Genomic DNA, 22,671 nt, shown 5'->3' with positions numbered 1-22,671 from the left:
GCTCTACGGGCAGGGGACGCGCGCGTGAGCGGCACGGCGGCGGCGCTGACGGCGGGCTATGCCCGGCTGCTCGCCTATGCCCGCAAACGGCTGCGCGATCCCGATCAGGCGGAGGAGGTAGTGCAGGAAACTATGCTGCGCGTCATCGAACAGGACCGGCGACAGGCGATCGAGCAACCGCTCGCCTATGCGTTCCGCGTGGCAGATTCGGTCGTCTATGCCGGTGCCCGGCGCGACGGGCGGGCGGGCGAGCCCGTCGATCCCGACCTGGTCTGCGCCGCGCCGCTGCCCGATGCCACGCTGGATTACCGGCAACGGCTGGCCCGGTTCGAAACCGTCCTCGCCACCCTGCCCGCGCAGCGCCGCACGGTGTTCGTCAAACGCCATATCGAGGGCAAGTCGCGCGGCGAGATCGCCGAGGAGCTGGGCATGGGGATCGAAGCGGTGAAGAAGCACCTCGTCCGCGCGATGATCGATCTTGCCGCTGTCGCCGACGCACTGGACCTTGGGCAATGATCGCCGATGGGGTGCTGGCGATCGCCGCCGACTGGTCCGATCGCGCCGAAACGCTGGACGCCGCCGGCCGTGCCGAACTGCGCGCGTGGCTGGCGGAGTCGCCCGATCATGCCGTCGCGTTCGACCGGTTCCGTCGCCTGCTGGGCGATCCGGCCCTGTTCGATGCGGTGGCGAGCGAGCCCGCCCTGCCGCCGGCAGCGGCACCCCGCCGGGCGCGCTGGCGGGGACGTGCGGTCGGCACCCGGTTGCGGCGGAGGCTCACCATCGCCGCGGCGGCGGCGCTGGTGGTCGTCGCGGTGCCACTCGGCTGGCGGGCGGTCGCCCCCGGCCCCGTTGACCGGCGGGACTATGCCAGCGTGATCGCCGAGCGGCGCGCGGTGATGCTCCCCGATGGATCGGCGATGACGCTCGATGCCGCATCCCGCATCACCATCGCCTTCGGCAGCGGCGGGCGCGACCTGTCGCTCGCCACGGGGGCGGCGCGCTTCGACGTCCGCCACGACGGCACGCGACCGTTTCGCGTGAACACCGGCGATGCGACAATGACCGCGCTCGGCACCAGTTTCAGCGCCGAACGACTGCCGGGGGGCAGCGAGCTGCGGGTCTTTCGCGGCCGCGTCCGGCTCGACGTACCCGGCAGCGAGCCGGTGGTGGTCGAGGCGGGACGCTATGCCAGCGTTCGCGACGGCGGCATCCTGCTCCATCGGTTGGGCGATGCCGACCGGATGAGCTGGCGCGGCGCATGGATCGATGGCGACGCCATCCCGCTCGCCACCGCCGTCGCGCGGCTGCAACGCTATAGCGTCACGCCGATACGGCTCGCCGACCCGATGCTTGGACGGCTCAGCGTCAGTGGCCGCTTCCCGCTCGATACGCCCGACCGCTCGGTCGCGCTGATCGCGTCGCTGTTCGATCTGTCCGTCGACCGGCGAAGCGGAGGGCTGTGCCTGACGTCCGCCCGCTACCCACGGTGCGATGTACGATAGGCGAGGTCATCGCCCGCCCGCGCTGCGCCGATGACCGCCATGGCGTGATCCGCGAACCGGGCCTTCTCCCCGACTGGCGCGACATAGTGCAGTGCCTCGCGCGCCATGGCGGTCGAGCCGAGGCGCGCGATCATCCATGCGGCGAGATAGGGTGCGGCAAGGCAGCCGCCCGCCGTCGCGACATTGCCATGCGCGGCGAACGGCGCGTCGATGACGGTGACGCCCGCCTCCACCACCCATGGCTTCGTCGTCAGATCGGTACACGCCGGCAGGTCGCCGATCAGTCCGAGCTTGGCCAGCAGCAGCGTCCCCGAACATTGCGCCGCGATCAACTGCCGCGTCGGATCGAGCCTAAGCCGCGCAAGCAGGCCCGCATCGGCGGCGATCTCACGGGTGCGGATACCACTGCCGATCAGCACCGCATCGGCTTCCTCCACGAATGTGATCGGGCGCTGGCGATGAACGGTGACGCCGTTCATCGACGTCACGCTTTCGTCCGGCGAAGTGATGTGCGCCGCCCAGCCGTGCGGGCGCAGGCGATTGAGGATCGCGGCGGCCACGAACGAATCCAGTTCGTTGAAGCCGTCGAAGGTCAGGATCGCGACCTGCATCAGCGCTGCATCCGCCCGGTGAACAGCGTCCGCGTGGTGCCCGCGACCCACACTTGTCCGCTGGCGTCCTGCGACACATGGATGCGTCCGGTCCGCCCCAGCCGTGTGCCCTGCGCGGCGATATAGCTGCCGCTCACCCGGCCGCTGGCGAACAGCCACTGCCCGACCGAGGCGTTGAGGCTGCCGGTCACGGGGTCCTCGATCAGCCCGCCATGCGCGTCGGTGAAGAAGGCGCGCAGCTCGAACGCGCTTTCCGCGCCGGGCGCATGCGGGCCGACGATACCGATGTCGATATGCTCGGGATGGTGGCGTGCCGGTTCGACCGCCAGCACCGCGTCGGCCGATTCGAGCAGGACGGCGATCCAGCCCGGACCATTGTCCGCCCATGCCGCATCGACGATCGCCGCGCGGTCGATCCGCAGCAGCGTCGCCACCTCGGCGATCTCCGCTTCGGTCGGAGTGCCGCCGCGCAACAGCGGCGGGGCAGCGAAGGCGAGACTGTCGCCCCCCTGCCGGATCGTCACCAGCCCGACGCCACATTGCTGCACGATCGTCCCCTCCTGCTTCCGCCGCCCGCCCGCCGCCAGCCAAGCATGCACGCTGCCCAGCGTGGGATGCCCCGCAAAGGGCAGTTCGTGCGCCATGGTGAAAATGCGGACGCGATAGTCCGCCGCCGGATCGGTCGGCGCCAACAGGAAGGTCGTCTCCGAAAAGTTCAGCCAGCCGGCGATCGCCTGCATCTCCTCGCCCGACAGCCCTTCGGCATCGGCGATGACCGCCAGCGGGTTGCCGGTCAGCGGGCCGGTGCCGAACACGTCGACGAGATGGAACGGGCGGGTCATGGTCGTGGATCTCCTGCGGATGCGGGCTCGTCCTATCGCGCGCCGACTGGCGTCGACAGACACGCATCGGTACGATCGCGTCGAACTGTATTGGCGACACCGGCAGCACAATGGCGACTATTTCCCCCGACGAAACCCGCACCAGCCGAGTGGTCCGCACGATCCGCGATCGGATCGAGGCGCGCACGCTCACCCCCGGCGCACGGCTCCCGTCGATCCGGGCGATGGCGGAGGCGAGCGGGGTCGCGCGCTCGACGGTGGTCGACGCCTATGACCGGCTGGCGGCCGAAGGCATGATCCGGTCGCGGCCGGGATCGGGCTTCTATGTCGCAGCACCACTGGCCCCGCTCGCGCTCGGCCGGATCGCCCCCGTATCGGAACGCGAGGTCGATCCGCTGTGGATGCTGCGCCAGTCGCTGGGCGAGCAGCGGCACGATCCGATGCCCGGCTGTGGCTGGCTGCCCGACGACTGGCTGGCGGGCGACGCGCTGCGCAAGGCGATGCGCGGTGCCGCCCGTGGTGGTGGCGATGGCGCGCTGTCGGGCTATGCCTCGCCGCTCGGCTCGCTCCCGCTGCGTGCGCTGCTGGCCCGGCGCATGGCCGATCAGGGGATCGACGCCGGCCCCGACCGGATACTGCTGACCGACAGTGGCACGCACGCGCTCGACTTGGTCTGCCGCTTCCTGCTCCAGCCCGGCGATACGGTGATCGTCGACGATCCCTGTTATTTCAACTTCCTAGCGCTGCTGCGCGCGCACCGCGCCACGGTGATCGGCGTGCCGATGACCTCGACCGGGCCGGACGTCACCGCTTTCGCAGCCGCGGCCGCGACGCATCGGCCGCGTTTCTACCTGACCAACTCGGGCGTGCATAACCCGACCGGGGCGACGCTCGGCGCGCCGACCGCGCACCGGCTGCTCAAGATCGCCGAGACGCACGACATGGTCATCGTCGAGGACGACATCTTCGTCGATTTCGAACATGCCCCGGCACCACGCCTCGCGGCGTTCGACGGGCTCGACCGGACGATCCGTATCGGCAGTTTTTCCAAATCGCTGTCGGCGGCGGTGCGCTGTGGCCATATCGCGGCGCGACCCGACTGGATCGAGGGGCTGGCCGACCTGCGCATCGCCACCTCGGTGGCCGGCAGCCCGCTAGCCGCCGACCTGCTGCATGCGGTGCTGACCGATGGCAGCTATCGCCGCCATGTCGAGGGGGTGCGAACCCGCCTCGCCCGGGCGACCGCGCGGGTAGTCACGCGGTTGCGCGCGGTCGGCGTCGAACCGTGGATCGAACCGGCCGTCGGCATCTTCCTGTGGGCACGGTTGCCGGACGGGGTCGACGCCGTCGATCTCGCGCGGCGTGCGGTGGCGCAGGGGATCGTGCTGGCCCCGGGGCCGGTGTTCAGCACCGGCGGGGGATGGCGCGATCACATGCGGTTCAACGTGGCGCGCAGCGACGACGATCGTCTGTCGGACATTCTGCGTCAGGCCGGGAGCGATCAGACTCCCGGCCTGTAGATCATTCAGAACGCCGCCGTGACGCCCAGCGAGAAAATCCGCCCCTGATCGTAGCGGTTGATATACACCATGTTCCCGCCGTCGAACGTCTGCCCTTCGGTGAAGCGCGTTCCCGTCAGGTTGCGCGCTTCGGCCTTCACCTCCAGCTTGGCGCCGGCGATCTCGAAACCTTGCCGCCCGACGATGTCGAGGCGGATGCCCGGACGCTCGATGATGTCGGGCTGGAAGCCGACGCCCGACAGGTTGGCCGGGCCACGATTGGTCACGCGGTCGCTGGCATAGTTGAACAGCAGGGTAAGCTGCGAGAGCGTCGCCGTGTCCTCAAGGCCGAGCTGGACGTTGACCAGATGGTCCGACTGGCCGGTCAGCGGTGCGCCGTCGCGGAACTGCAACTCGGCGGGACCGAAGCCCGCCGCGGTGCAGGGCGCGAGACGCTGGCCCAGCACGTTCGGCACGCAGGTCGCATCGGCGGTGATCGACGATTTGGTGTAGGTATAGTTCACCAGCACCAGTGCGCGGCGCGTGGCGAAGAACCCGCCATCGATGAAATCGAGCGGGAAGTATTTCTGCATCTCGAACTCGCCGCCATACAGCGTCGCCTTGGGCAGATTGGTGAAGCCGGTCTGCAACCGGTCGTCCGACCCGGTGTAGAAGCCGACCTGCTCGATCGGATTGTCGATCCGCTTGTAGAAGCCGGCCAGCGTCAGCCGCTGATCGCGACCGAAGAACCATTCGTACCGTGCTTCGCCGTTATAGAGCTGGGTGTCGGCCAGGAACGGGTTGCCGAAGAACAGGCGATCCGAATCGGGATCGCGGAACTGTTGCGCGGCAAGTTCGCGGAACTGGGGGCGTGAGATCGTCTTGGAGCCGCTCAGGCGAAGTTGCATGTTGTTGGTGAAGTTGTAGGTCAGCGTGAGCGCCGGCAGCCAGTAATCATTATCGAGTATCGTCGGCGCGACATCGACCGGCGTCACCGTTTCCTTCGCCGTTTCGTACCGCACGCCGACGACGCCGCGCAGGCCGTCGGCCAGTTCAGCCTCACCCTGCACATAGCCGGCATGGATCAGCAGCCCCGCATCATAAGCATAGGCACCCAGCGGCGTGTTGAACTGCAACTCGATCGTGCAGCGCCCTGCCCCCTGCAACGGGCACGCATTGTAAAGCGAGTCGGGACCCAGCAGATAATCGGGCCGCAGCAGGTTGTTGGGGAAGCCCGGCGCGGTGCCCGCCCCCTGGCTCGTCTGGTAATTGAACTGGAGACGGCGCGAGTTGCGGCTGGTGTCCGAGTAGAAATAACCGGTAGACAGCGTGATCGGCCGGTCGGTCGGGAGCTTGTACGACAGGTCGGCCTGGCCGGTGTACAGGTCTTCGTTCAGCTCGCTGAACACGACGCTGGCGAACGGCGAGAAACGCTGCGTGACCTGATAGGCGCCGTTGCAGTTGAAGCGCGACGATACCGGCGCGCCCTGCGTGGTGATCGACAGGCCGTTGGTCGTGCGGTTCGAACACAGATAGTCGAACTGGCGCTCATAGGGTGCGTTGCGCTTCGAATTGGCGAAGGCCCCGCGCGCATCGAACTTCAGCGCGTCGGTCAGCTTGAATTCGCCGACCAACTGGGTTTCGATGAGCTGGCGTTCGAACCAGTTGGTGTTCTGCTGGACGCGCAGGCCGCTCGGGTTGTTATATTGTTCGGCGGCCGACAGGCGGCCCTGCTTCAGCGTGTCGTGAATATAGACGTTGGTCCAGCGGACCGTGCTGTCGGCGAACTGATAGCCGACGCCGAGCAGCGCGTTGGCGACGACCCGGTTGTCGGTCAGCACCGTGCGGAAATCGTTGCGGATGTTGCCGTTCTCGCTGACGGTGTCCTGCTGGATCGCGTCGCGGGTGCGGAACGTGTTCGACAGGCCGACCGACCCGATCAGGCCGAGGCGGTCGCTGCCGATGTCATAGACCGAGCCGCCCGAGATTTCGCCCGAGAAGTTGGCCGGCAACTGGTTGTTGGTCTGGAGCAGCGTGGTACGCGCGTTCGACAGGCGGGCGACCTGATCGACCGGGATCAGGCCGGTGCCCTTGTCGGCGTTGCGGATGAAGTCCGGCACGCCGCGCGTGCCGTCGTCGAACCCGGTCCAGTCGGCCTTGCCGCCGGCATAGGTATAGCCCAGCTCGCTGGTCGTGACCGTGTCGGCGCTGATCGATCCGCCGATCGACACGAAATTCTTGGTTGGGATCGCCTTCGACGTCAGGTTGATGACGCCGCCGCCGAATTCGCCGGGGAAATTGACCGAATAGGTCTTCTGGACCATCGCCGATCCGACGATCGAGGTCGGGAAGATGTCGAGTGGGACCGAGCGGCGCAGCGGCTCGGGGCTGGGCAACGGCGATCCGTTAAGCAGCGACGACGAGTAGCGATCGCCGAGACCACGGACATAGACGAAACCGCCGCCGACGACCGACAGGCCGGTCACGCGGGTCAGCGCGCCGGCAATATCGCCGTCGCCGGTGCGGGCGATGTCGGCTTCGGACAGGACCGAGACGACCTGCGGCGTGGCGCGCACGACGTTGGGGATGTTGCGGCCGACGACGACGATTTCCTCGGCCGTGTCCTGATCGAAGCCGGGCGAGGACACCTCGACGGCAGTTTCGGCACCGGTCGCCGGGTCGATCGTAGACCCCGGCTGGTTCGCATCGGGCTGCGTGCCGGTCTGCACCGGCGGTGCGGTCGCCGGTGCCGGGGCGGGTGCGCTGGGAGCGGCGGTCTGCGCGAGCACGGCCGGCGCGACCAACTGCGACGTCAGGAGAAGAAGAGTAGCATAGGCGCGACGGTGCTGCATGACCGGGGCTCCAACAAGGAATTCTTGAAAGACGAATGCCGGGGCGGGCGTAGTGGCCCGCCCCGGCATCGGCGTGTCATCGCTGGATAGCGACGCTCGGGCGGATCAGCGGCCCGAGCAGGCGAAATAGACCGAGCTGAACACCGGCGGGCCGGCATCCTGCTTGGTCGTGTCGGCGGCGCGGATCGTCGAACGGTCCGTCGCGCTGGTTTCGCCTGCGATCAGGTTGAGGCAGGGCACGCCCGACGGCGACTTCACGATGCCGTTGACATAGCGCATGTCCGACCCGCCCCGCTGACGGATGGCGGCCGGGGCCGATGCCGTCTGGATGAAGGTGAAGTTCGCATAGGTGCTGTAGGTACGCGGCAGCAGGTCTTCGTTGTTGTTCGAATCGATCTCGGTCGAGAACGAGTCGCTGGTCGCGCCCGACGCGCGCTGCACCGCGATCATGAACTGCATGAAGCCGCGATACCCGTTGTCGATGTCGAAGCCATCGTCGTCGGCCCCGGTGATCGCGATATACTTCGCATTGGTGGTGCCGCCGAAGATCTCGACGCCGTCGTCGGCCGAATTGTGGCTCTGGATATGGTCGAGCACGGTGCCCGAGCCGGTGCCGCCCAGCGTCAGGCCCTGCAACTCGTTGCCGTCGCTGATCGCGATGCCCGAATAGCGGATCTGGACGTAGGACATCTGGCCCGAACTGTCGGTCGCGGTCGGGCCGCCGTAGAAGCGGCCGGTCACGCCCTCGATCGCCTGCTGGCAGGTCGTCGACGACCCGTCGGCGTTGTTCGGACCGGTGCCGGCGGCGCAGACGCCGGTCGCGGCGCGGCCGAGCAGGATGATGCCGCCCCACAACCCTTGCGAACCGTCACCGAAGTTGTTGTTGCCGCCGATGTTGAATTGGCCCGAGAAGATGATCGGCAGCGCGCGGGTGCCGATCGCGTTCAGGCGCGAACCGCGGTTGACGAGCAGCAGGTCGTTGGTCGCCTCGCTCGCGTCGTTCAGCACGACGACACCCGGTTCGATCGTCAGCGTCGCGCCGGTGCCGCCAGTCGAGCCGAGATCGGTGCCGACTTCGGTCTGGCCGCGCAGGCGATAGAAGACGCCGGGGACGCGCGTCAGGGTCAGGTTGCTGGTGATGGTCTGCGGAATGCGGCACGCCTTGCGCGCCTGCACCAGACCGTCGTCGATCGTACCGGTCGGGCAGACTGCGGCCGATGCCTCGGCCGAGGTGCCGATGTAGTTGGCGAGCGCGGTCGTCGACGAGCACGACGTGGCGCTGCCGCCGAAGTCGATGCCCGGCGCGTTGCAGGTCCAGCCCTGGAAGGCGGTGTCCGACGGGCCGTTGAGCGCGCCGACGTAGTTGGTGCTGGTGAAGAAGCTGTTGATCGTCGACGGGTCGGTCGCGGTCGTCGCCGAGGCGTTGGCGACCGGATACAGGCCATTCAGCACCGAACCGATGCCGCTGACGTTGTTGTTGGTGCCGGCGTTGACGATGGCGAGCTGTTCGTCGGGGGTGATGCTGATGCCGTTGACGGTCGTCGCCGTCGCGAACTGCGCGGCGGTGATCGCCGACGGCGTCGCGGCGGGGGTCGGCGTCGGCGTGGGGGCCGGTGCCGGAACGGTGATGTTCACGCTGCCCGCACCCGGCGAGGCAACGCCGTCGGCGCCGCTGCACCCTGCCAGCGCGGCGCTGGCCGTCGTCGCCAAAAGAATAAAGCCGAAGCGCTTGCTGTTGGCCATCACCGTGAACTCCCGAAACGTGGTTGATCGTTGCTGCGGGCTCTTTGACCCGGCGATCGTCCAAGGTTTCCCCCTTTGGCCGACCCACGACCCGCCCGTTAGGCGCGGCGCATGACTCTTGCGTGCTGTTTCGATGACGGTTCGACGTAGAAATGATGGCGTAATTATTACAACCAGCCGTGTCCGACCGCGAAGCGCACCGGAATCAGAAACGGCCGCCCCGCCCGCCGCCTTCGTTGGAAGGTCGTGCGGGCCGGACGGCCGTTGATCTGGTGGGCGCGACAGGGATTGAACCTGTGACCCCACCCGTGTGAAGGGTGTGCTCTACCGCTGAGCTACGCGCCCGGAAACCCGGAGGACGGCCCTCTAGGCCGACTGATAACCGCTGTCCAGCGCTTAATTCACCGAATCCTTGAGGCCCTTGCCGGCCTTGAACTTCGGCTGCGACGATGCCTTGATCGTCATCGGTTCGCCAGTGCGCGGGTTGCGACCGGTCGATGCCTTGCGCCGCGACACCGAAAAGGTGCCGAACCCGACGAGGCGGACTTCATCGCCCTTTTTGAGCGCGGCGGAGATGACGTCGAACACGGCTTCGACCGCCTTCATCGCGTCGCCACGGGTCAGTCCCGAATGGTCGGCGACCTGTCCGATCAGCTCCTGCTTGTTCATCCCGACGAAACCCCTTGATTTAAAAATACCGGTACACTCGAACGCGGCAATAAGGCCGCTTCACCGCCGGGTGTCAAAGCAAAATGGCGGGAGTTTCGCAACCACCAGGAATGCAACGCAGTCACGGGCCGCCGAATGCGACGAACGGTGGCAGGGAACGCCGCCCCTGCCACCGTCCTGCCGGTCAATGCGGCCGCGATTCGCCGATCCCGGGCACCGGCTGCGGCGGTTGCGCGGCCAGATCGTCGGCTTCGCTCCAATCGATCGCGACCAGCGGTTCGGTGAGCGCCAGCCGCAACACCTCATCGACATGCGCGACCGGCACGATCTCCAGCCCGCGCAGGACGTTCGCCGGAATCTCGGCCAGATCCTTCTCGTTCTCGGCCGGGATCAGCACCGTCTTGATCCCACCGCGCAGCGCCGCGAGCAGCTTTTCCTTCAAGCCGCCGATCGGCAGCACCCGTCCGCGCAGCGTCACCTCCCCGGTCATCGCGACCTCGCGCCGCACCGGCACGCCGGTCAAGGTCGAGACGATCGAGGTGACGAGACCGATGCCCGCCGACGGACCATCCTTCGGCACCGCCCCTTCGGGCAGGTGGATATGCACGTCCTTGCGGTGGAACAGGCTGGGCTTGATGCCATACCCGGGCGAGCGCGCCTTGACGTAGCTCCACGCCGCCTCGACCGATTCCTTCATCACGTCGCCGAGCTTGCCGGTCGTCTTGACCCCGCCCTTGCCCGGCACGGTCACGCTCTCGATCGTCAGCAGTTCGCCACCGACCTCGGTCCATGCCAGCCCGGTGACGCCGCCGATCTGATGCTCCTCCTCACCCACGCCGAAGCGATACTTCCGCACCCCGGCGAACTCGGCGAGGTTGTCGGGCGTCACCGTGACCGACGTCGCCTTGCCTTCGAGGATACGCCGCAGCGCCTTGCGCGCCAGCTTGGCGATCTCGCGCTCCAGCGTGCGGACACCGGCTTCGCGCGTGTAATAACGCAACAGGTCGCGCAACGCCCCCTCGGTCAGCTCGAACTCGCCGGGCTTCAGACCATGGGCATCGACCTGCTTGGCGACCAGATGGCGCTCGGCGATCTCGACCTTCTCGTCCTCGGTATAGCCCTCCAGCCGGATGATCTCCATCCGGTCGAGCAGCGGCTGCGGAAGGTTCAGCGTGTTCGCGGTGCACACGAACATCACGTCCGACAGATCGATGTCGATCTCCAGATAGTGATCGTTGAACTTCGCATTCTGTTCGGGATCGAGCACCTCGAGCAGCGCAGATGCCGGATCGCCACGGAAATCCTGACCCAGCTTGTCGATCTCATCGAGCAGGAACAGCGGGTTGGACGCGCCGGCCTTCTTCAAATTGGTGACGATCTTGCCCGGCAGCGACCCGATATAGGTCCGGCGATGGCCGCGAATCTCGGCCTCGTCGCGCACGCCGCCCAGCGACTGGCGGATGAACTCGCGGCCCGTGGCCTTGGCGATCGACTTGCCCAGACTGGTCTTGCCGACGCCGGGCGGGCCGACGAGGCACAGGATCGGACCCTTGAGCTTGTTGGTCCGCGCCTGCACCGCCAGATATTCGACGATCCGGTCCTTGACCTTCTCCAGCGCATAATGGTCCTCGTCGAGCACGCTCTGCGCGACGGCGATGTCCTTCTTGAGCTTCGACTTCTTGCCCCATGGCAATCCGAGCAGCACGTCGAGATAGTTGCGCACGACGGTCGCCTCGGCGCTCATCGGCGCCATCGTCTTGAGCTTCTTGAGCTCCGACGTCGCCTTGGTCCGCGCTTCCTTGCTGAGTTTCAGCGTCGCGATCTTCTGCGTCAGCTCGGCGATCTCGTCGCCGTCGCCATCCTCGCCCTCGTTGCCGAGTTCGCGCTGGATCGCCTTCAACTGCTCGTTCAGATAATATTCGCGCTGGGTCTTCTCCATCTGCCGCTTCACGCGGCTGCGGATCTTCTTCTCGACCTGGAGCACGCCCAGCTCGCCTTCCATGAAGGCGAACACCATTTCCAGCCGCTTGTGCGGATCGGCCTCGACCAGCAGCGCCTGCTTGTCCGCCACCTTGACCGCGATATTGCCCGCGACCGCATCGGCCAGCCGTGACGGGTCCTCCAGCTCGGCCAGTTGCGTCGCGGTTTCTGCCGGAAGCTTCTTGTTGAGCTTGGCGTAATTCTCGAACTGATCGACGACCGAGCGCATCAGTGCCTTCAGCTCGGCACTCGGATTGGCGACGGCCGCTTCGACACGCTCGTCCACACCCTCGGCCGCGTCCTCCAGCGTCGTGTCATCGTCCGCCGCCAGATCGATCGTCGCGACCAGATGATTGTCGACCGTCTCCAGCGAGGTCAGCGTCGCGCGGCGCTTGCCCGACACCAGCACCCGGACGGTGCCGTCGGGCAGCTTAAGCATCTGCATGACCTCGGCCGACACGCCGACATCGTACAGGTCCTCGCGCGCCGGATCGTCCTCGCCCGGATCGAGCTGGGCGACGAGGAAAATCTCCTTCGATCCCGCCATCGCCGCTTCGAGCGCAGCGACCGACTTGTCGCGACCGACGAACAACGGCACGATCATGTGCGGAAAGACGACGATGTCGCGCAGCGGCAACACCGGCAGCGTCAGTGATGGGGCAGGAACAGGATCGATCTTCGACATGCAGACTCCACGACCCGGCCACCCTGCCGGATCCATGACACTATATGGTGGCTTGGGCGACGCCATCAATCACCGAGACGTATCATGACGCTATCGCTCGCCGCATTGCTGCTGGCGGCACAGGCGCCGGCGTCCCTCCCCGCCCCTGTTCCACCGATGACGGCGCGGTCGGGCGGTGCGATCGCTCCCGAACGCGCGGCGCTCCGGCTGGAACAGGCCGACATTGCGATCGAGGCGCTGCCGGCCAGGCGACGGCTGTCCGGGCGGGCGACGCTGACGATCGTCGCCATGGCGGCGGTGCCACGGATCACGCTCGATCTCGACGGGGTGCTGACCGTCTCCGACGTTGCGCTGGGCAGCGTCCCGCTCCCGCGCGAGGCATGGCGGCAGGTGGATGGGCAGATACGGATCGATCGCCCGATCGCCGCCGGCGGAACGGCGGTGGTGCGCGTGACCTATGCCGGGCCGCCGCGCGTCGCCCGGCGCGCGCCATGGGACGACGGCTTCGTCTGGGCCGAATCGAACGGCAAGCCATGGTTCGCCAGCACCGCACAGGGCATGGGATGCGACCTGTGGTGGCCCTGCCTCGACTTTCCGCAAGGCGAGCCGGGCGGGGTCACGCTGCACCTGACCCTTCCGGCGGGACTGTCCGCGCCGGCCAACGGCGTGTTGACCGGTATCGATCGCCTGCGCGACGGGCGATCGACCTGGCATTGGAAATCGGGGCCGGTGAACCCCTATGCGCTCGCCATCTCGGTCGGGCCGTATCGCGAACTGACCGGCCGCTATCGCAGCCGCTACGGCAACGTCATCCCGCTGTCCTTCTGGTATCTGGAGGGAAACGACGCCAAGGCCGCGCGGCTGTTCGCTGAATTCCCGCCGATGCTCGACTTCCTCGAAACCGCGATCGGTCCCTACCCTTTCGGGGCGGAGAAGATGGGCGTGGTGGAGACGCCGTATCTCGGCATGGAGCATCAGACGATCAACGCCTATGGCAACGGCTACAAGCCCGCGCCCGAGGGGTTCGACTGGCTGCTCCAGCATGAATTCAGCCACGAATGGTTCGGCAACCAGATGACGGCGGCCGACTGGGACGACTTCTGGCTGCACGAAGCCTTCGCCCAATATATGCAGCCACTCTATGCCCGGTGGCGCGAAGGCGATGCCCGCTACACCGCGATGCTGCTCACGCAGCAGCAGCGGATCGTGGCCAGGGCACCGCTGATTGCCGGCAAGCCGCAATCGACCGGCGAGACGGCGGCGGGTCCGGGGGCGGATGTGTATTTCAAGGGCGCGTGGATGCTCCACACCCTGCGCCACCTGATCGGCGACCGGGCGTTCCTCGCGGCGACCCGGCGGCTGGTCTATGGCCGCCCCGACCCCCGGCCCGGCAACTTCCACCCCCGGTTCGGCACGACGCAGGACTTCACCGCCGCCGTCGCGCAGGAAAGCGGCCGCGATCTCGGGTGGTTCTTCGACGTCTATCTGCGCGAGGCGGCGCTGCCCGACTTGGTCGAGCGGCGCGGCGGCAACACGCTGACGCTCCGCTGGGCGGTGCCGGGCAACCGTCCTTTTCCGCTGCCGGTCGAGATTGCCGTCGATGGCGTGGTGCAGCAGGTGCCGATGACCGGGGGCGTGGCGGTCCTGCCGGTGCCGGCGGGGGCGCATGTCGTCCTCGACCCCATGGCGCGGGTGCTGCGCCGATCGGCGGCGCTCGAACGGATGCAGGCACCATCACCTGCCACCGCGCGTTGAGGACGGATGCGTGATCTGTCCAAACGCGCGGCCGAAATGGCCGCCACCTTCATGATTGGCGACGGTCTGCTGGGCCTGCTCCAGCCGGAGCGCCACGTCGACCTGTGGCGCAGCGACGCCGGCGGGGCCGAACTGCTCGTCCGCCCGTTCGTGAACCGGCCGGGGCGACGGCGGCTGTATGCGATGGTCCAGATCGCTGCCGGGCTGGCGTTGGCCGCCCGGCAGCGCCGATAGCCGATCAGGGGATGACGGTGGTGAAGAGATAGGCGGCAAAGATCGTCAGATGGACGATCCCCGCTAGCACCGTCGTCCGCCCATTGCCCAGCGTCAACGTCGACACCAGCATCGACAGCGCGAACAGCACCATCGACTTCGCGTCGATCCCCAGCGACAGCGGCCAGCCCATCACCAGCGAGACGACCGCGACGCTCGGGATCGTCAACCCGATCGTGGCCAGCGCCGAGCCCATGGCAAGATTGAGGCTCGTCTGGAGCCGGTCCTTGCGCGCAGCCTTGACCGCTGCCAGGCTTTCGGGTGCCAGCACCAGCCCGGCGATCAGGATGCCGACCACCGTCAGCGGCAACCCGGCGCCCAGCACCGCCGCCTCGATCGTCGGCGACAGGTCCTTGGCGAGCAACACCACGCCGACCAGCGCGACCAGCAACACGCCGAACGCGATCCACGCCGTCTTCACGCTCGGCGGTTCGGCATGGGCATCCTTGGGCAGCGCGCCATCGGCCGCCGGCAGGAAATAATCGCGGTGCCGCACTGTCTGGACCATCACGAAGGTCGCATAGAGGATCAAAGATACGATCGCCACGAACGTAAGCTGCGACGACGAGAGCGTCGGTCCCGGCACGGTCGAGGTATAGTTCGGCAGCACCAGCGACAGGACCGCCATCGCCGCCAGCACCGATAGCGCGGCGCTCACCCCCCGCAACACGAACCGTTGTTCGTGATGGCGGATGCCGCCGACCAGCAGACAGATGCCGACGATGAAGTTCAGGATAATCATGATCGCCGCGAACACCGTGTCGCGCGCCAGTGTGGCGACGTCGCCCGAACCGGAGAGCATCAGCGAGACGATCAGCGACACCTCGATCACCGTCACCGCGACCGCCAGCACCAGCGTGCCGAACGGCTCGCCGACCTTGTGCGCGACGACCTCGGCATGATGGACGGCGGCGATCACGCAACCGAACATGATGATCGCGGCGACGAGCACGCCGATTCCGCTGGTCTTAGCCAGATTGAGGAGGATGGCGACTGGCCCCAGCGCCGGAATAATCAGCGACCACAACGGCAACGCCGCACGGTCGCGCAGCGCCCGTTTGGTGGCGGGAGTCACCACCACTTCTTCCCGTTCCGCCGCCAACGCTGCTTCCCGATCGGTCGCCCCTGCCATCATGCCCCCTTTGAATCGTTACGGTAAAGCAATGCACAGTAGTGCGCGATGTATCCGTCCCGGCCGGATTTTATACGATCGCGTCGATCCAGTCGGGTAGTTCGGCCAGATCGGCGAGTCGTCGAAAACGGGGATGATCGTCCGGCGCGACCGCCGTCTCATGGCCCCATGCCAGTGGTTGCGGCACGAATGCCGCCCATGCCCCCGCCGCGAGTGCCGGCAACACATCGGAGCGCATCGAATCGCCGGCCATGACCGCGCGGTCGGGAGCGACGCCGTAGCGCGCGAACAACCGGGTGAACGTCGCCTCGGTCTTGTCGCTGACGATCTCGATCCCGGCGAACCGGTCGCCCAGTCCCGACGCTGCCAGTTTCGCTTCCTGATGGAGCAGATCGCCCTTCGTCACCAGCACCAGCCGGCCACGCTGTGCCAGCCGGTCGAGCGTCAGCTCAATATCGTGCAACAGTTCGACCGGATGCGCGAGCAGGCGCCGGCCGGCGGCGAGCAGATCGGCGACGACCGATCCAGGTAAATCCGGCCCGCCCAGTTGAATCGCGGTTTCGATCATCGACAGGGTGAATCCCTTGGCACCATAGCCATAGAGTTTCAGGTTCCGCGCTTCGCAGGCATCCAGCGTTTCGCGCGCCACCTGCGCCGCCGCGAACGGTTCGAGCATCGCGGTAAAGGCATCATGCGCCTCCTCGAAATGCCGCATATTGTGCCACAGCGTGTCGTCGGCATCGAGGCAGATAAGATCGATCGGCATGATCGGTGGAATAGCGCGAGGGCGTCGATCGGAAAAGCCGTCCGCTTGTTCGGCCTTCACCGAAAGGACGGGGGTATACCGCGACGAAAAACGGGTGCCGGTCGCCCGACACCCGCCATTCATTCGGGAAAGGTCGTGATTACGCCGCGTCGCCGGCCTTCTTCTTCTCGGCATAGACGCGGACCGGTTCCTTGCGGCCGTCGATCACGTCCTTGTCGACCACGACCTCGTCCACGCCGTCCATCGACGGCAGGTCGAACATCGTATCGAGCAGGATACCCTCGAGGATCGAGCGAAGCCCGCGTGCGCCGGTCTTACGTTCGATCGCCTTCTTCGAAACGGCGACCAGCGCCTCTTCGTTGAAGCCGAGCTTCACGCCCTCCATGTCGAACAGCTTCTGATACTGTTTGACGAGCGCGTTCTTCGGCTCGGTCAGGATCTTGATGAGCGCAGTGACGTCGAGATCCTCGAGCGTCGCGATCACCGGCAGACGACCGACGAATTCGGGGATCAGTCCGAACTTGAGCAGATCCTCTGGCTCGGTCTGGCGCAACACTTCGCCGGTGCGACGCTCTTCGGGCGCCGCGACATAGGCACCGAAGCCGATCGACTTGCCCTGCAACCGGTCGGCGATGATCTTCTCGAGGCCCGAGAACGCCCCGCCGCAGATGAACAGGATGTTGGTCGTGTCGACCTGCAGGAATTCCTGCTGCGGATGCTTGCGCCCGCCCTGCGGCGGCACCGACGCGGTGGTGCCCTCCATCAGCTTGAGCAGCGCCTGCTGCACGCCTTCGCCCGACACGTCGCGGGTGATCGACGGATTCTCCGCCTTGCGGCTGATCTTGTCGATCTCGTCGATATAGACGATCCCGCGCTGCGCCCGCTCGACGTTATAGTCCGATGCCTGGAGTAGCTTGAGGATGATGTTCTCGACATCCTCGCCGACATAGCCCGCCTCGGTCAGCGTCGTCGCATCGGCCATGGTGAACGGCACGTCGAGAATGCGCGCCAGCGTCTGCGCCAGCAGCGTCTTGCCGCAGCCGGTCGGGCCGACCAGCAGGATGTTCGACTTCGCCAGTTCGACGTCGGCACCCTTCTGACCGTGGTTCAACCGCTTGTAGTGGTTGTGGACCGCGACCGACAGCACGCGCTTCGCCTGCTTCTGCCCGATGACATAGTCGTCGAGCACGTTGCAGATTTCCTGCGGCGCCGGCACGCCGCCGTCCTTCTTGGCGACGAGTGCCGACTTCGTCTCCTCACGGATGATGTCGTTGCACAGTTCGACGCATTCGTCGCAGATGAACACGGTCGGTCCCGCGATCAGCTTGCGCACCTCGTGCTGCGACTTGCCGCAGAACGAGCAGTAGAGGGTGCTTTTGGAGTCGCCACCGCTCAGTTTCGTCATACCATATTCCCAGACGCCCCATGGGCTGAATCCCGTCCCGATCCACATACACGCGATCGAGCCTTTGTGCGCAATATGTCGACACCCCGCGCCCGAAACAAGTCGCCAACAGCGGAATGTGACGGCAACACCACCCCGCTTGTCCCGCCATTCCCGGCCCGGTACGGATTTCGATGGCCCCGAAGTACGACAGAAGGAGCTTGGGTGGCGCCCTCGCTTCTGTGCGAACACCATGCTGACGGATGAAGGACTCATCCGGACCATCCTCGTTGATTCACCCTTCACGGCTTCGATCGCGAGCGACGACCTGCGGCTGACAATATGGGACCGGCCGGTGTTGCCGCATTCGGAATTGCCGTGCCGAGCTATTGCATTCCGATAGAATATCGCCGGAAACCCGCGTCTGAACGCTGTCGCGATGCCGCGAAGTCCTCGCCACCCGTCGCTTGACCGGCTTCCCGTTGCCGCGATAGGCAAATAGCGAAACCGGGGGGAAATATGCAGGACGCCACGCCGATCGCCTGGTGGCAGACGCAACGCGCGACGGTGTTGCTGGCGGTCGCAGCGGCGGTTCCGCTCTGCTGGACAACGATACCGTGGTTGACCGACGTCCCGGCGCATGTCGCCCGGTTTCACATTCAGCAGACGATCGGACAGTCGCCCGAACTGGCCGGGCATTTCGATTTCACGTGGCGGCTCATTCCCAATCTGGGCGTGGACCTGCTCGTCGTTCCGCTTGGCAAGCTGTTCGGGTTGTTGCCAGCGGTGACGATCGTAACCGCGCTGATCCCGGCGCTTACCGTTCTCGGCATCTTCGCGGTCGTACGCGCGGTTCATGGCCGTATCACGACGATCAGCCTGTTCGCGCTGCCGCTTGCGCATTCCTATCCGTTTCAGTTCGGCTTTCTGAATTCTTGCCTGTCGGTGGCGCTGGCGTTGCTGGTATTCGCGCTGTGGCTACGGTCCGGCCAGGGGCGGCGCATACTTGTTGCCGCCGTCGCCGCGCCGCTGCTCATCGTTACCCATGCGATCGGATGGGGCGTGCTCGGTGTGCTGATCGGTGGCGCGACGATCGCCACGCTATGGCAGGAACGCGCACGTCCTGCGGCATGGGTGAGGCAAGGCGGAGGCACCGTCCTGCCGCTGCTCTGGCCGCTGGCGATCCTGATCGCGTGGCGCGGCGACAGCCACAATGCCATCGGACTGTGGTTTGACTGGAGGAACGATCTGATCTGGCTGGCCGGTATGCTGCGGGACCGGTGGATCGCGTTGGATGGGACCGCGACCATCGCGGTCCTTGCAGCCGCGACCCTGCCAGTCTGGCGATCACGCCGCTTTGCCTATGTGCCGGTCATCGTCGTGCCGGCGGTGATATTGGCGATCCTGTCGCTTGCAATGCCGAACGAATTGCTCGGGTCGATGTTCGCCGCGACCCGGCTGATCCCCGTCGCGGTCATGCTGGCGATCCTCGCCGTACGCGAAGTGCGCGCGCTTCCGCGCTGGGTCGGCTGGGTCGCGCTGGCGCTGTTCGCTGCGCGGCTGATTTCCGTCACCACGTCGCAACTGGCGGCCGAACATACCGCGCAGACACAGATCGCCGCGCTCGATCGCCTGCCGCGCGGCGCCCGGGTCATGGCGCTCGTGCGCGAACATTGCGAGCAGCGTTGGCAGTTGCCACGGCTCTGGCATCTGCCGAGCGTCGCCACGATCCGCCGGGACGCGCTGGTGAACGATCTGTTCGCGGCTCCGGGCCAGTTGCTCTCGGTTCGCGACCGGACCGGGTCGAACTGGTGGACCCTGCAAGGGCAGGCCGTGCCGCGCCAGGGGTGCCGGCGCGGACAATGGCCGGTATTCGACGATTCGCTGGCGCGGGTGCCGTGGCGCGACATCGACTATCTCTGGATCCTGAACAGCGACCGCGACCGGATACGGCGGGATCATCCGGTGACATTGGTCTGGAACAATGGCCGTACCCAACTCTACCGGGTCGATCATCGCGGTGACGCATCCGTGGTTCGGCAGAGGTGATCCCGCCCCGCCCCCGCCATCAATATGCGGCATTGGACGCGCTCCGGGGTGTCGCTGCGTTCGCGGTCCTGCTCTACCATGCCCAGCCGTGGTTCGGGTCGGGATGGTGGTTCGCGCACGGCTATGTCGCCGTCGACTTCTTCTTCGTCCTGAGCGGGTTCGTGATCGCCCATGCCTATGGCGATCGACTGGTCGGGTCCGGCACGCTGCCGGCGTTCGTGCGGGATCGGGCGATCCGCCTGTACCCGATGATCGTCGCCGGTGCCGGCATCGGCATCGTCGCCTATGTCGTCCGTCTCAGGGCCAATGGCCTGCCGATCGGAACGGGCGAGGTTGCCGCCATGGCCGCCGCCATCGTGCCATGGCCCGCGACATGGGTGGCCGGGGACCCGTGGCCGGTCAATCCGCCGATCTGGTCGATCTTCTGGGAACTGGTGGTCAACCTGATCTTCGCACGGACGATACGATGGTGGACGATACGGAACCTCATAATCTTCGCCGGGGTAGCGTTCGCGGTGCTGGCGATCCTGGGTTGGCAGCTCGGCGGGTTCGGACCGATGGGGCCGGCCCGCGAAAGCTGGGCACTGGGCGGCTTGCGAACATCGGCAGGGTTTGCGGCCGGTGTCCTGTCGCTCCACGCGCATCGTGCCGGCTGGTTGACCCGTGGCGGCCGGCGACCGTGGATCATCGCAGCGCTGGCATTGTCGATCACGATCCTGCCGCAGCCTTGGCTCGATCCGCGCTGGTATGATTTCGTACTGACCGCTGGGGTCTTTCCGCTGCTGGTGCTGGCGGCGGCCGGGAGCAGGATGAACATGCCGAGGATGACGCGCTTCGGCGCGGAACTATCCTATCCGCTTTATGCCATGCATGCGCCGCTGCTGTTGCTGTTCGGCGGCGCGTGGGCGCGGGTCGGCCTCAAAGGATCGGCGTGGACGCCGATTGGCGGGCTGTTCGTGGTAGGCGGCTGTATCGCCGCCGCCTGGGCAGTCTATCGCTGGTGGGACATTCCAGTCCGCGCCCGCCTGAAGGCACGCTACCGATAGCAGGGCCGGCACTATGCCGGCCCTGCTCGATCTTAGGCCGACGTCGCGTCTTCCGATACGCCCGGGCGCTTGTCGAACACCTGATCGACCAGCCCGAATACCTTTGCCTCATCGGCTTCGAGGAAGGTGTCGCGGTCCATCGCCCGTTCGATCTCCTCCAGCGGCTTGCCGGTGTACTTCGCGTAGAGGTCGTTCATCCGGCGACGGATGCGCAGGATTTCCTTCGCCTGGATCTCGATGTCCGATGCCATGCCCTGCGCGCCGCCCGACGGCTGGTGAACCATGATGCGCGCGTTGGTGAGCGCGACACGCATGCCCGGCTCGCCCGATGCCAGCAGGAAGCTGCCCATCGACGCGGCCTGGCCGATGCAGACGGTGCCGACGCGGGGACGGATGTACTGCATGGTATCGTGGATCGCCATGCCCGCCGTGACGACGCCGCCCGGCGAGTTGATGTACATCCAGATGTCCTTCTTCGGATTTTCCGATTCGAGGAACAGCAACTGCGCGGTGATGAGCGAGGCCATATGGTCCTCGACGCCGCCGGTGACGAAGATGATGCGCTCGCGCAGCAGGCGCGAATAAATGTCGAAGCTGCGCTCGCCACGGCTCGACTGTTCGATGACCATGGGGACGAGGCCGTCGTGAATATCCTGCATTGGGTTCCCGCTCAGTAGGTTTCGGTGCCCTACATCGGCGCTGCGCGAAGGCGGCGCAAGGGGCGAAGCGTGGCGTCCGCCGCCGTCGCATCGACTGGCCGCCCCATATGTTCGTCGAGCGCTGTTCCGCGATCGATTCCCGTAACAATCCGTCGAGCGCTGGATCGTCGCCCGTCCAGCCGACGATACGCTAACGCTATCTCGTCCAGACCGTCGCCGCCTCTCCGGCGGTCCCGCCCCTATACCCTGCCGGGCGCCGGATAGGCGAGATAGGCAAGGCGGCGTACCTCGCGGCGACCGCGCACCACCGTGTCGAGAATCAGCCCGCTGAACAGGCATAGCGAGGCGAGGATCACGAGCCCGGTCGCAAGAATCGCGGTCGGGAACCGCGGCACCAGCCCGGTGTTCGCATAGGTAATCACCAGCGGGATCGCGAGGATCAGCGCGGTCAGCGCCAGCACCAGCCCGATCGCACCGAAGAACCACAGTGGCCGCTCGATCCGGTACAGCGTCGCGATCGTCCGCGCGATACGGAAACCGTCGCCATAGGTCGACAGCTTCGACGCCGACCCTTCCGGCCGCGCGAAATAGCGCGTCGTGACTTCCGCGACCGGCATGCGCAGTTCAAGCGCGTGGACGCTGATCTCGGTTTCGATCTCGAACCCGGCGGACAGCGAGGGAAAGCTCTTCACGAACCGGCGCGAAAAGACGCGGTAGCCCGACAGAATATCGGTAAAACTCCGTCCGAACAGCCGCGCCAGCATACCCGTCAGCATCGCATTGCCGAACCGGTGCCCGCGCCGATAGGCGAGCAGCGCCTCGCTCACCCGCTGTCCGACCACCATGTCCAACTGCTCGTCGAACAATCGCGCGACCAGCGCGGGCGCGGCCTCGGCGTCATAGGTCGCATCGCCATCGGCCATGACATAGACGTCGGCATCAATGTCGGCGAACATCCGCCGCACCACCGCGCCCTTGCCCTGGATACGTTCGCTGCGGACCACCGCGCCGGCCCCCCGCGCGACCTCGATGGTGCGGTCGGTCGAGTTGTTGTCGTACACATAGACCGTCGCATCGGGCAACGCGGCACGAAACCCCGCCACCGTGGCGGCGATCGCCGCTTCCTCGTTGTAACAGGGCAGCAGGACGGCGATGCGGGAGGAATGCTCGGTCACGCGCATCCGCTATTCGGATTCGGCATGGCGGAAAAGCGGAAAGCGTTCC

General features: G+C 66.5%; 18 protein-coding genes and 1 tRNA gene. 7 read left to right on the top strand and 12 right to left on the bottom strand.

Annotated elements, in window-relative coordinates:
* The first annotated feature begins 24 nt into the window (after positions 1–24).
* Positions 25–516 carry a sigma-70 family RNA polymerase sigma factor gene (locus ASE78_RS05965; protein ID WP_056494485.1) on the top strand — a complete coding sequence of 164 codons (492 nt, stop codon included), beginning with the start codon at positions 25–27 and terminating at the stop codon, positions 514–516.
* Positions 513–1,502: a FecR family protein gene (locus ASE78_RS05960; protein ID WP_056494482.1), complete on the top strand. Its 990-nt coding sequence runs from the start codon at positions 513–515 to the stop codon at positions 1,500–1,502. The genes ASE78_RS05965 and ASE78_RS05960 overlap by 4 nt, the downstream gene beginning before the upstream one ends.
* Here ASE78_RS05960 and ASE78_RS05955 read toward each other — a convergent pair.
* Complete coding sequence (locus ASE78_RS05955) at positions 1,478–2,113, bottom strand: DJ-1/PfpI family protein (protein ID WP_056494479.1); 636 nt, start codon at positions 2,111–2,113, stop codon at positions 1,478–1,480. The two genes, ASE78_RS05960 and ASE78_RS05955, sit on opposite strands and share 25 nt — an antisense overlap.
* Entirely contained in the window at positions 2,113–2,955 is an 843-nt protein-coding gene (locus ASE78_RS05950) for a PhzF family phenazine biosynthesis protein (protein WP_056494477.1), read from the bottom strand. The genes ASE78_RS05955 and ASE78_RS05950 overlap by 1 nt, the downstream gene beginning before the upstream one ends.
* 110 nt (positions 2,956–3,065) lie before the next feature.
* Between ASE78_RS05950 and ASE78_RS05945 the strand changes: the two genes are divergently transcribed.
* Positions 3,066–4,475 carry a PLP-dependent aminotransferase family protein gene (locus ASE78_RS05945; RefSeq protein ID WP_056494473.1) on the top strand — a complete coding sequence of 470 codons (1,410 nt, stop codon included), beginning with the start codon at positions 3,066–3,068 and terminating at the stop codon, positions 4,473–4,475.
* Positions 4,476–4,480: 5 nt separating this feature from the next.
* On the opposite strand, the gene ASE78_RS05940 is transcribed toward ASE78_RS05945, so the two are convergent.
* The 5 genes from ASE78_RS05940 to lon form a co-directional block, all read right to left on the bottom strand.
* Entirely contained in the window at positions 4,481–7,306 is a 2,826-nt protein-coding gene (locus tag ASE78_RS05940; protein ID WP_056494470.1) for a TonB-dependent receptor domain-containing protein, read from the bottom strand.
* Positions 7,307–7,411: 105 nt separating this feature from the next.
* A complete protein-coding gene (locus ASE78_RS05935) occupies positions 7,412–9,049 on the bottom strand; it encodes a hypothetical protein (protein WP_056494467.1) in 1,638 nt (545 codons plus the stop codon).
* A 270-nt stretch (positions 9,050–9,319) separates the two neighbouring features.
* Positions 9,320–9,394: transfer RNA gene (locus ASE78_RS05930), tRNA-Val, on the bottom strand.
* Between the two features lie 51 nt (positions 9,395–9,445).
* Complete coding sequence (locus tag ASE78_RS05925) at positions 9,446–9,718, bottom strand: HU family DNA-binding protein (RefSeq protein ID WP_055755983.1); 273 nt, start codon at positions 9,716–9,718, stop codon at positions 9,446–9,448.
* A gap of 184 nt (positions 9,719–9,902) precedes the next feature.
* Positions 9,903–12,383: an endopeptidase La gene (gene lon / locus ASE78_RS05920; RefSeq protein ID WP_055755980.1), complete on the bottom strand. Its 2,481-nt coding sequence runs from the start codon at positions 12,381–12,383 to the stop codon at positions 9,903–9,905.
* Positions 12,384–12,467: 84 nt separating this feature from the next.
* Here lon and ASE78_RS05915 point away from each other — a divergent pair, with 84 nt between their 5' ends.
* Complete coding sequence (locus ASE78_RS05915; protein ID WP_056494464.1) at positions 12,468–14,138, top strand: M1 family metallopeptidase; 1,671 nt, start codon at positions 12,468–12,470, stop codon at positions 14,136–14,138.
* Between the two features lie 6 nt (positions 14,139–14,144).
* Positions 14,145–14,372: a hypothetical protein gene (locus ASE78_RS05910; protein ID WP_056494461.1), complete on the top strand. Its 228-nt coding sequence runs from the start codon at positions 14,145–14,147 to the stop codon at positions 14,370–14,372.
* Positions 14,373–14,376: 4 nt separating this feature from the next.
* On the opposite strand, the gene ASE78_RS05905 is transcribed toward ASE78_RS05910, so the two are convergent.
* The 3 genes from ASE78_RS05905 to clpX all read right to left on the bottom strand — a co-directional run bounded on the left by ASE78_RS05905 (position 14,377) and on the right by clpX (position 17,714).
* Entirely contained in the window at positions 14,377–15,543 is a 1,167-nt protein-coding gene (locus ASE78_RS05905; RefSeq protein ID WP_082448013.1) for a calcium:proton antiporter, read from the bottom strand.
* 70 nt (positions 15,544–15,613) lie between these two features.
* The gene (locus ASE78_RS05900) at positions 15,614–16,309 is read right to left on the bottom strand and encodes an HAD family hydrolase (RefSeq protein WP_056494458.1); all 696 of its coding nucleotides are present in this window, start codon (positions 16,307–16,309) and stop codon (positions 15,614–15,616) included.
* Between the two features lie 139 nt (positions 16,310–16,448).
* Positions 16,449–17,714 carry an ATP-dependent Clp protease ATP-binding subunit ClpX gene (gene clpX / locus ASE78_RS05895; protein ID WP_055755972.1) on the bottom strand — a complete coding sequence of 422 codons (1,266 nt, stop codon included), beginning with the start codon at positions 17,712–17,714 and terminating at the stop codon, positions 16,449–16,451.
* A gap of 498 nt (positions 17,715–18,212) precedes the next feature.
* On the opposite strand from clpX, the gene ASE78_RS05890 reads away from it, so the two are divergent.
* Both ASE78_RS05890 and ASE78_RS05885 read left to right on the top strand, forming a co-directional pair.
* A complete protein-coding gene (locus tag ASE78_RS05890) occupies positions 18,213–19,742 on the top strand; it encodes a hypothetical protein (protein ID WP_056494457.1) in 1,530 nt (509 codons plus the stop codon).
* Positions 19,739–20,788, top strand: coding sequence for an acyltransferase family protein (locus ASE78_RS05885; RefSeq protein WP_162236468.1), 1,050 nt, complete (start codon positions 19,739–19,741; stop codon positions 20,786–20,788). The genes ASE78_RS05890 and ASE78_RS05885 overlap by 4 nt, the downstream gene beginning before the upstream one ends.
* A 32-nt stretch (positions 20,789–20,820) precedes the next feature.
* Here ASE78_RS05885 and ASE78_RS05880 read toward each other — a convergent pair whose 3' ends face one another.
* Together ASE78_RS05880 and ASE78_RS05875 are read right to left on the bottom strand one after the other, a co-directional pair.
* The gene (locus tag ASE78_RS05880; protein ID WP_055755965.1) at positions 20,821–21,447 is read right to left on the bottom strand and encodes an ATP-dependent Clp protease proteolytic subunit; all 627 of its coding nucleotides are present in this window, start codon (positions 21,445–21,447) and stop codon (positions 20,821–20,823) included.
* Between the two features lie 239 nt (positions 21,448–21,686).
* Positions 21,687–22,622, bottom strand: coding sequence for a glycosyltransferase family 2 protein (locus ASE78_RS05875; protein ID WP_235514891.1), 936 nt, complete (start codon positions 22,620–22,622; stop codon positions 21,687–21,689).
* Positions 22,623–22,671: the final 49 nt, after the last annotated feature.

The organism is Sphingomonas sp. Leaf25 (genome assembly GCF_001421635.1).
Lineage (GTDB): Bacteria > Pseudomonadota > Alphaproteobacteria > Sphingomonadales > Sphingomonadaceae > Sphingomonas.
The sequence above is the reverse complement of the archived record's forward strand: the minus strand, read 5'-3'. Positions and strand labels throughout refer to the sequence as shown.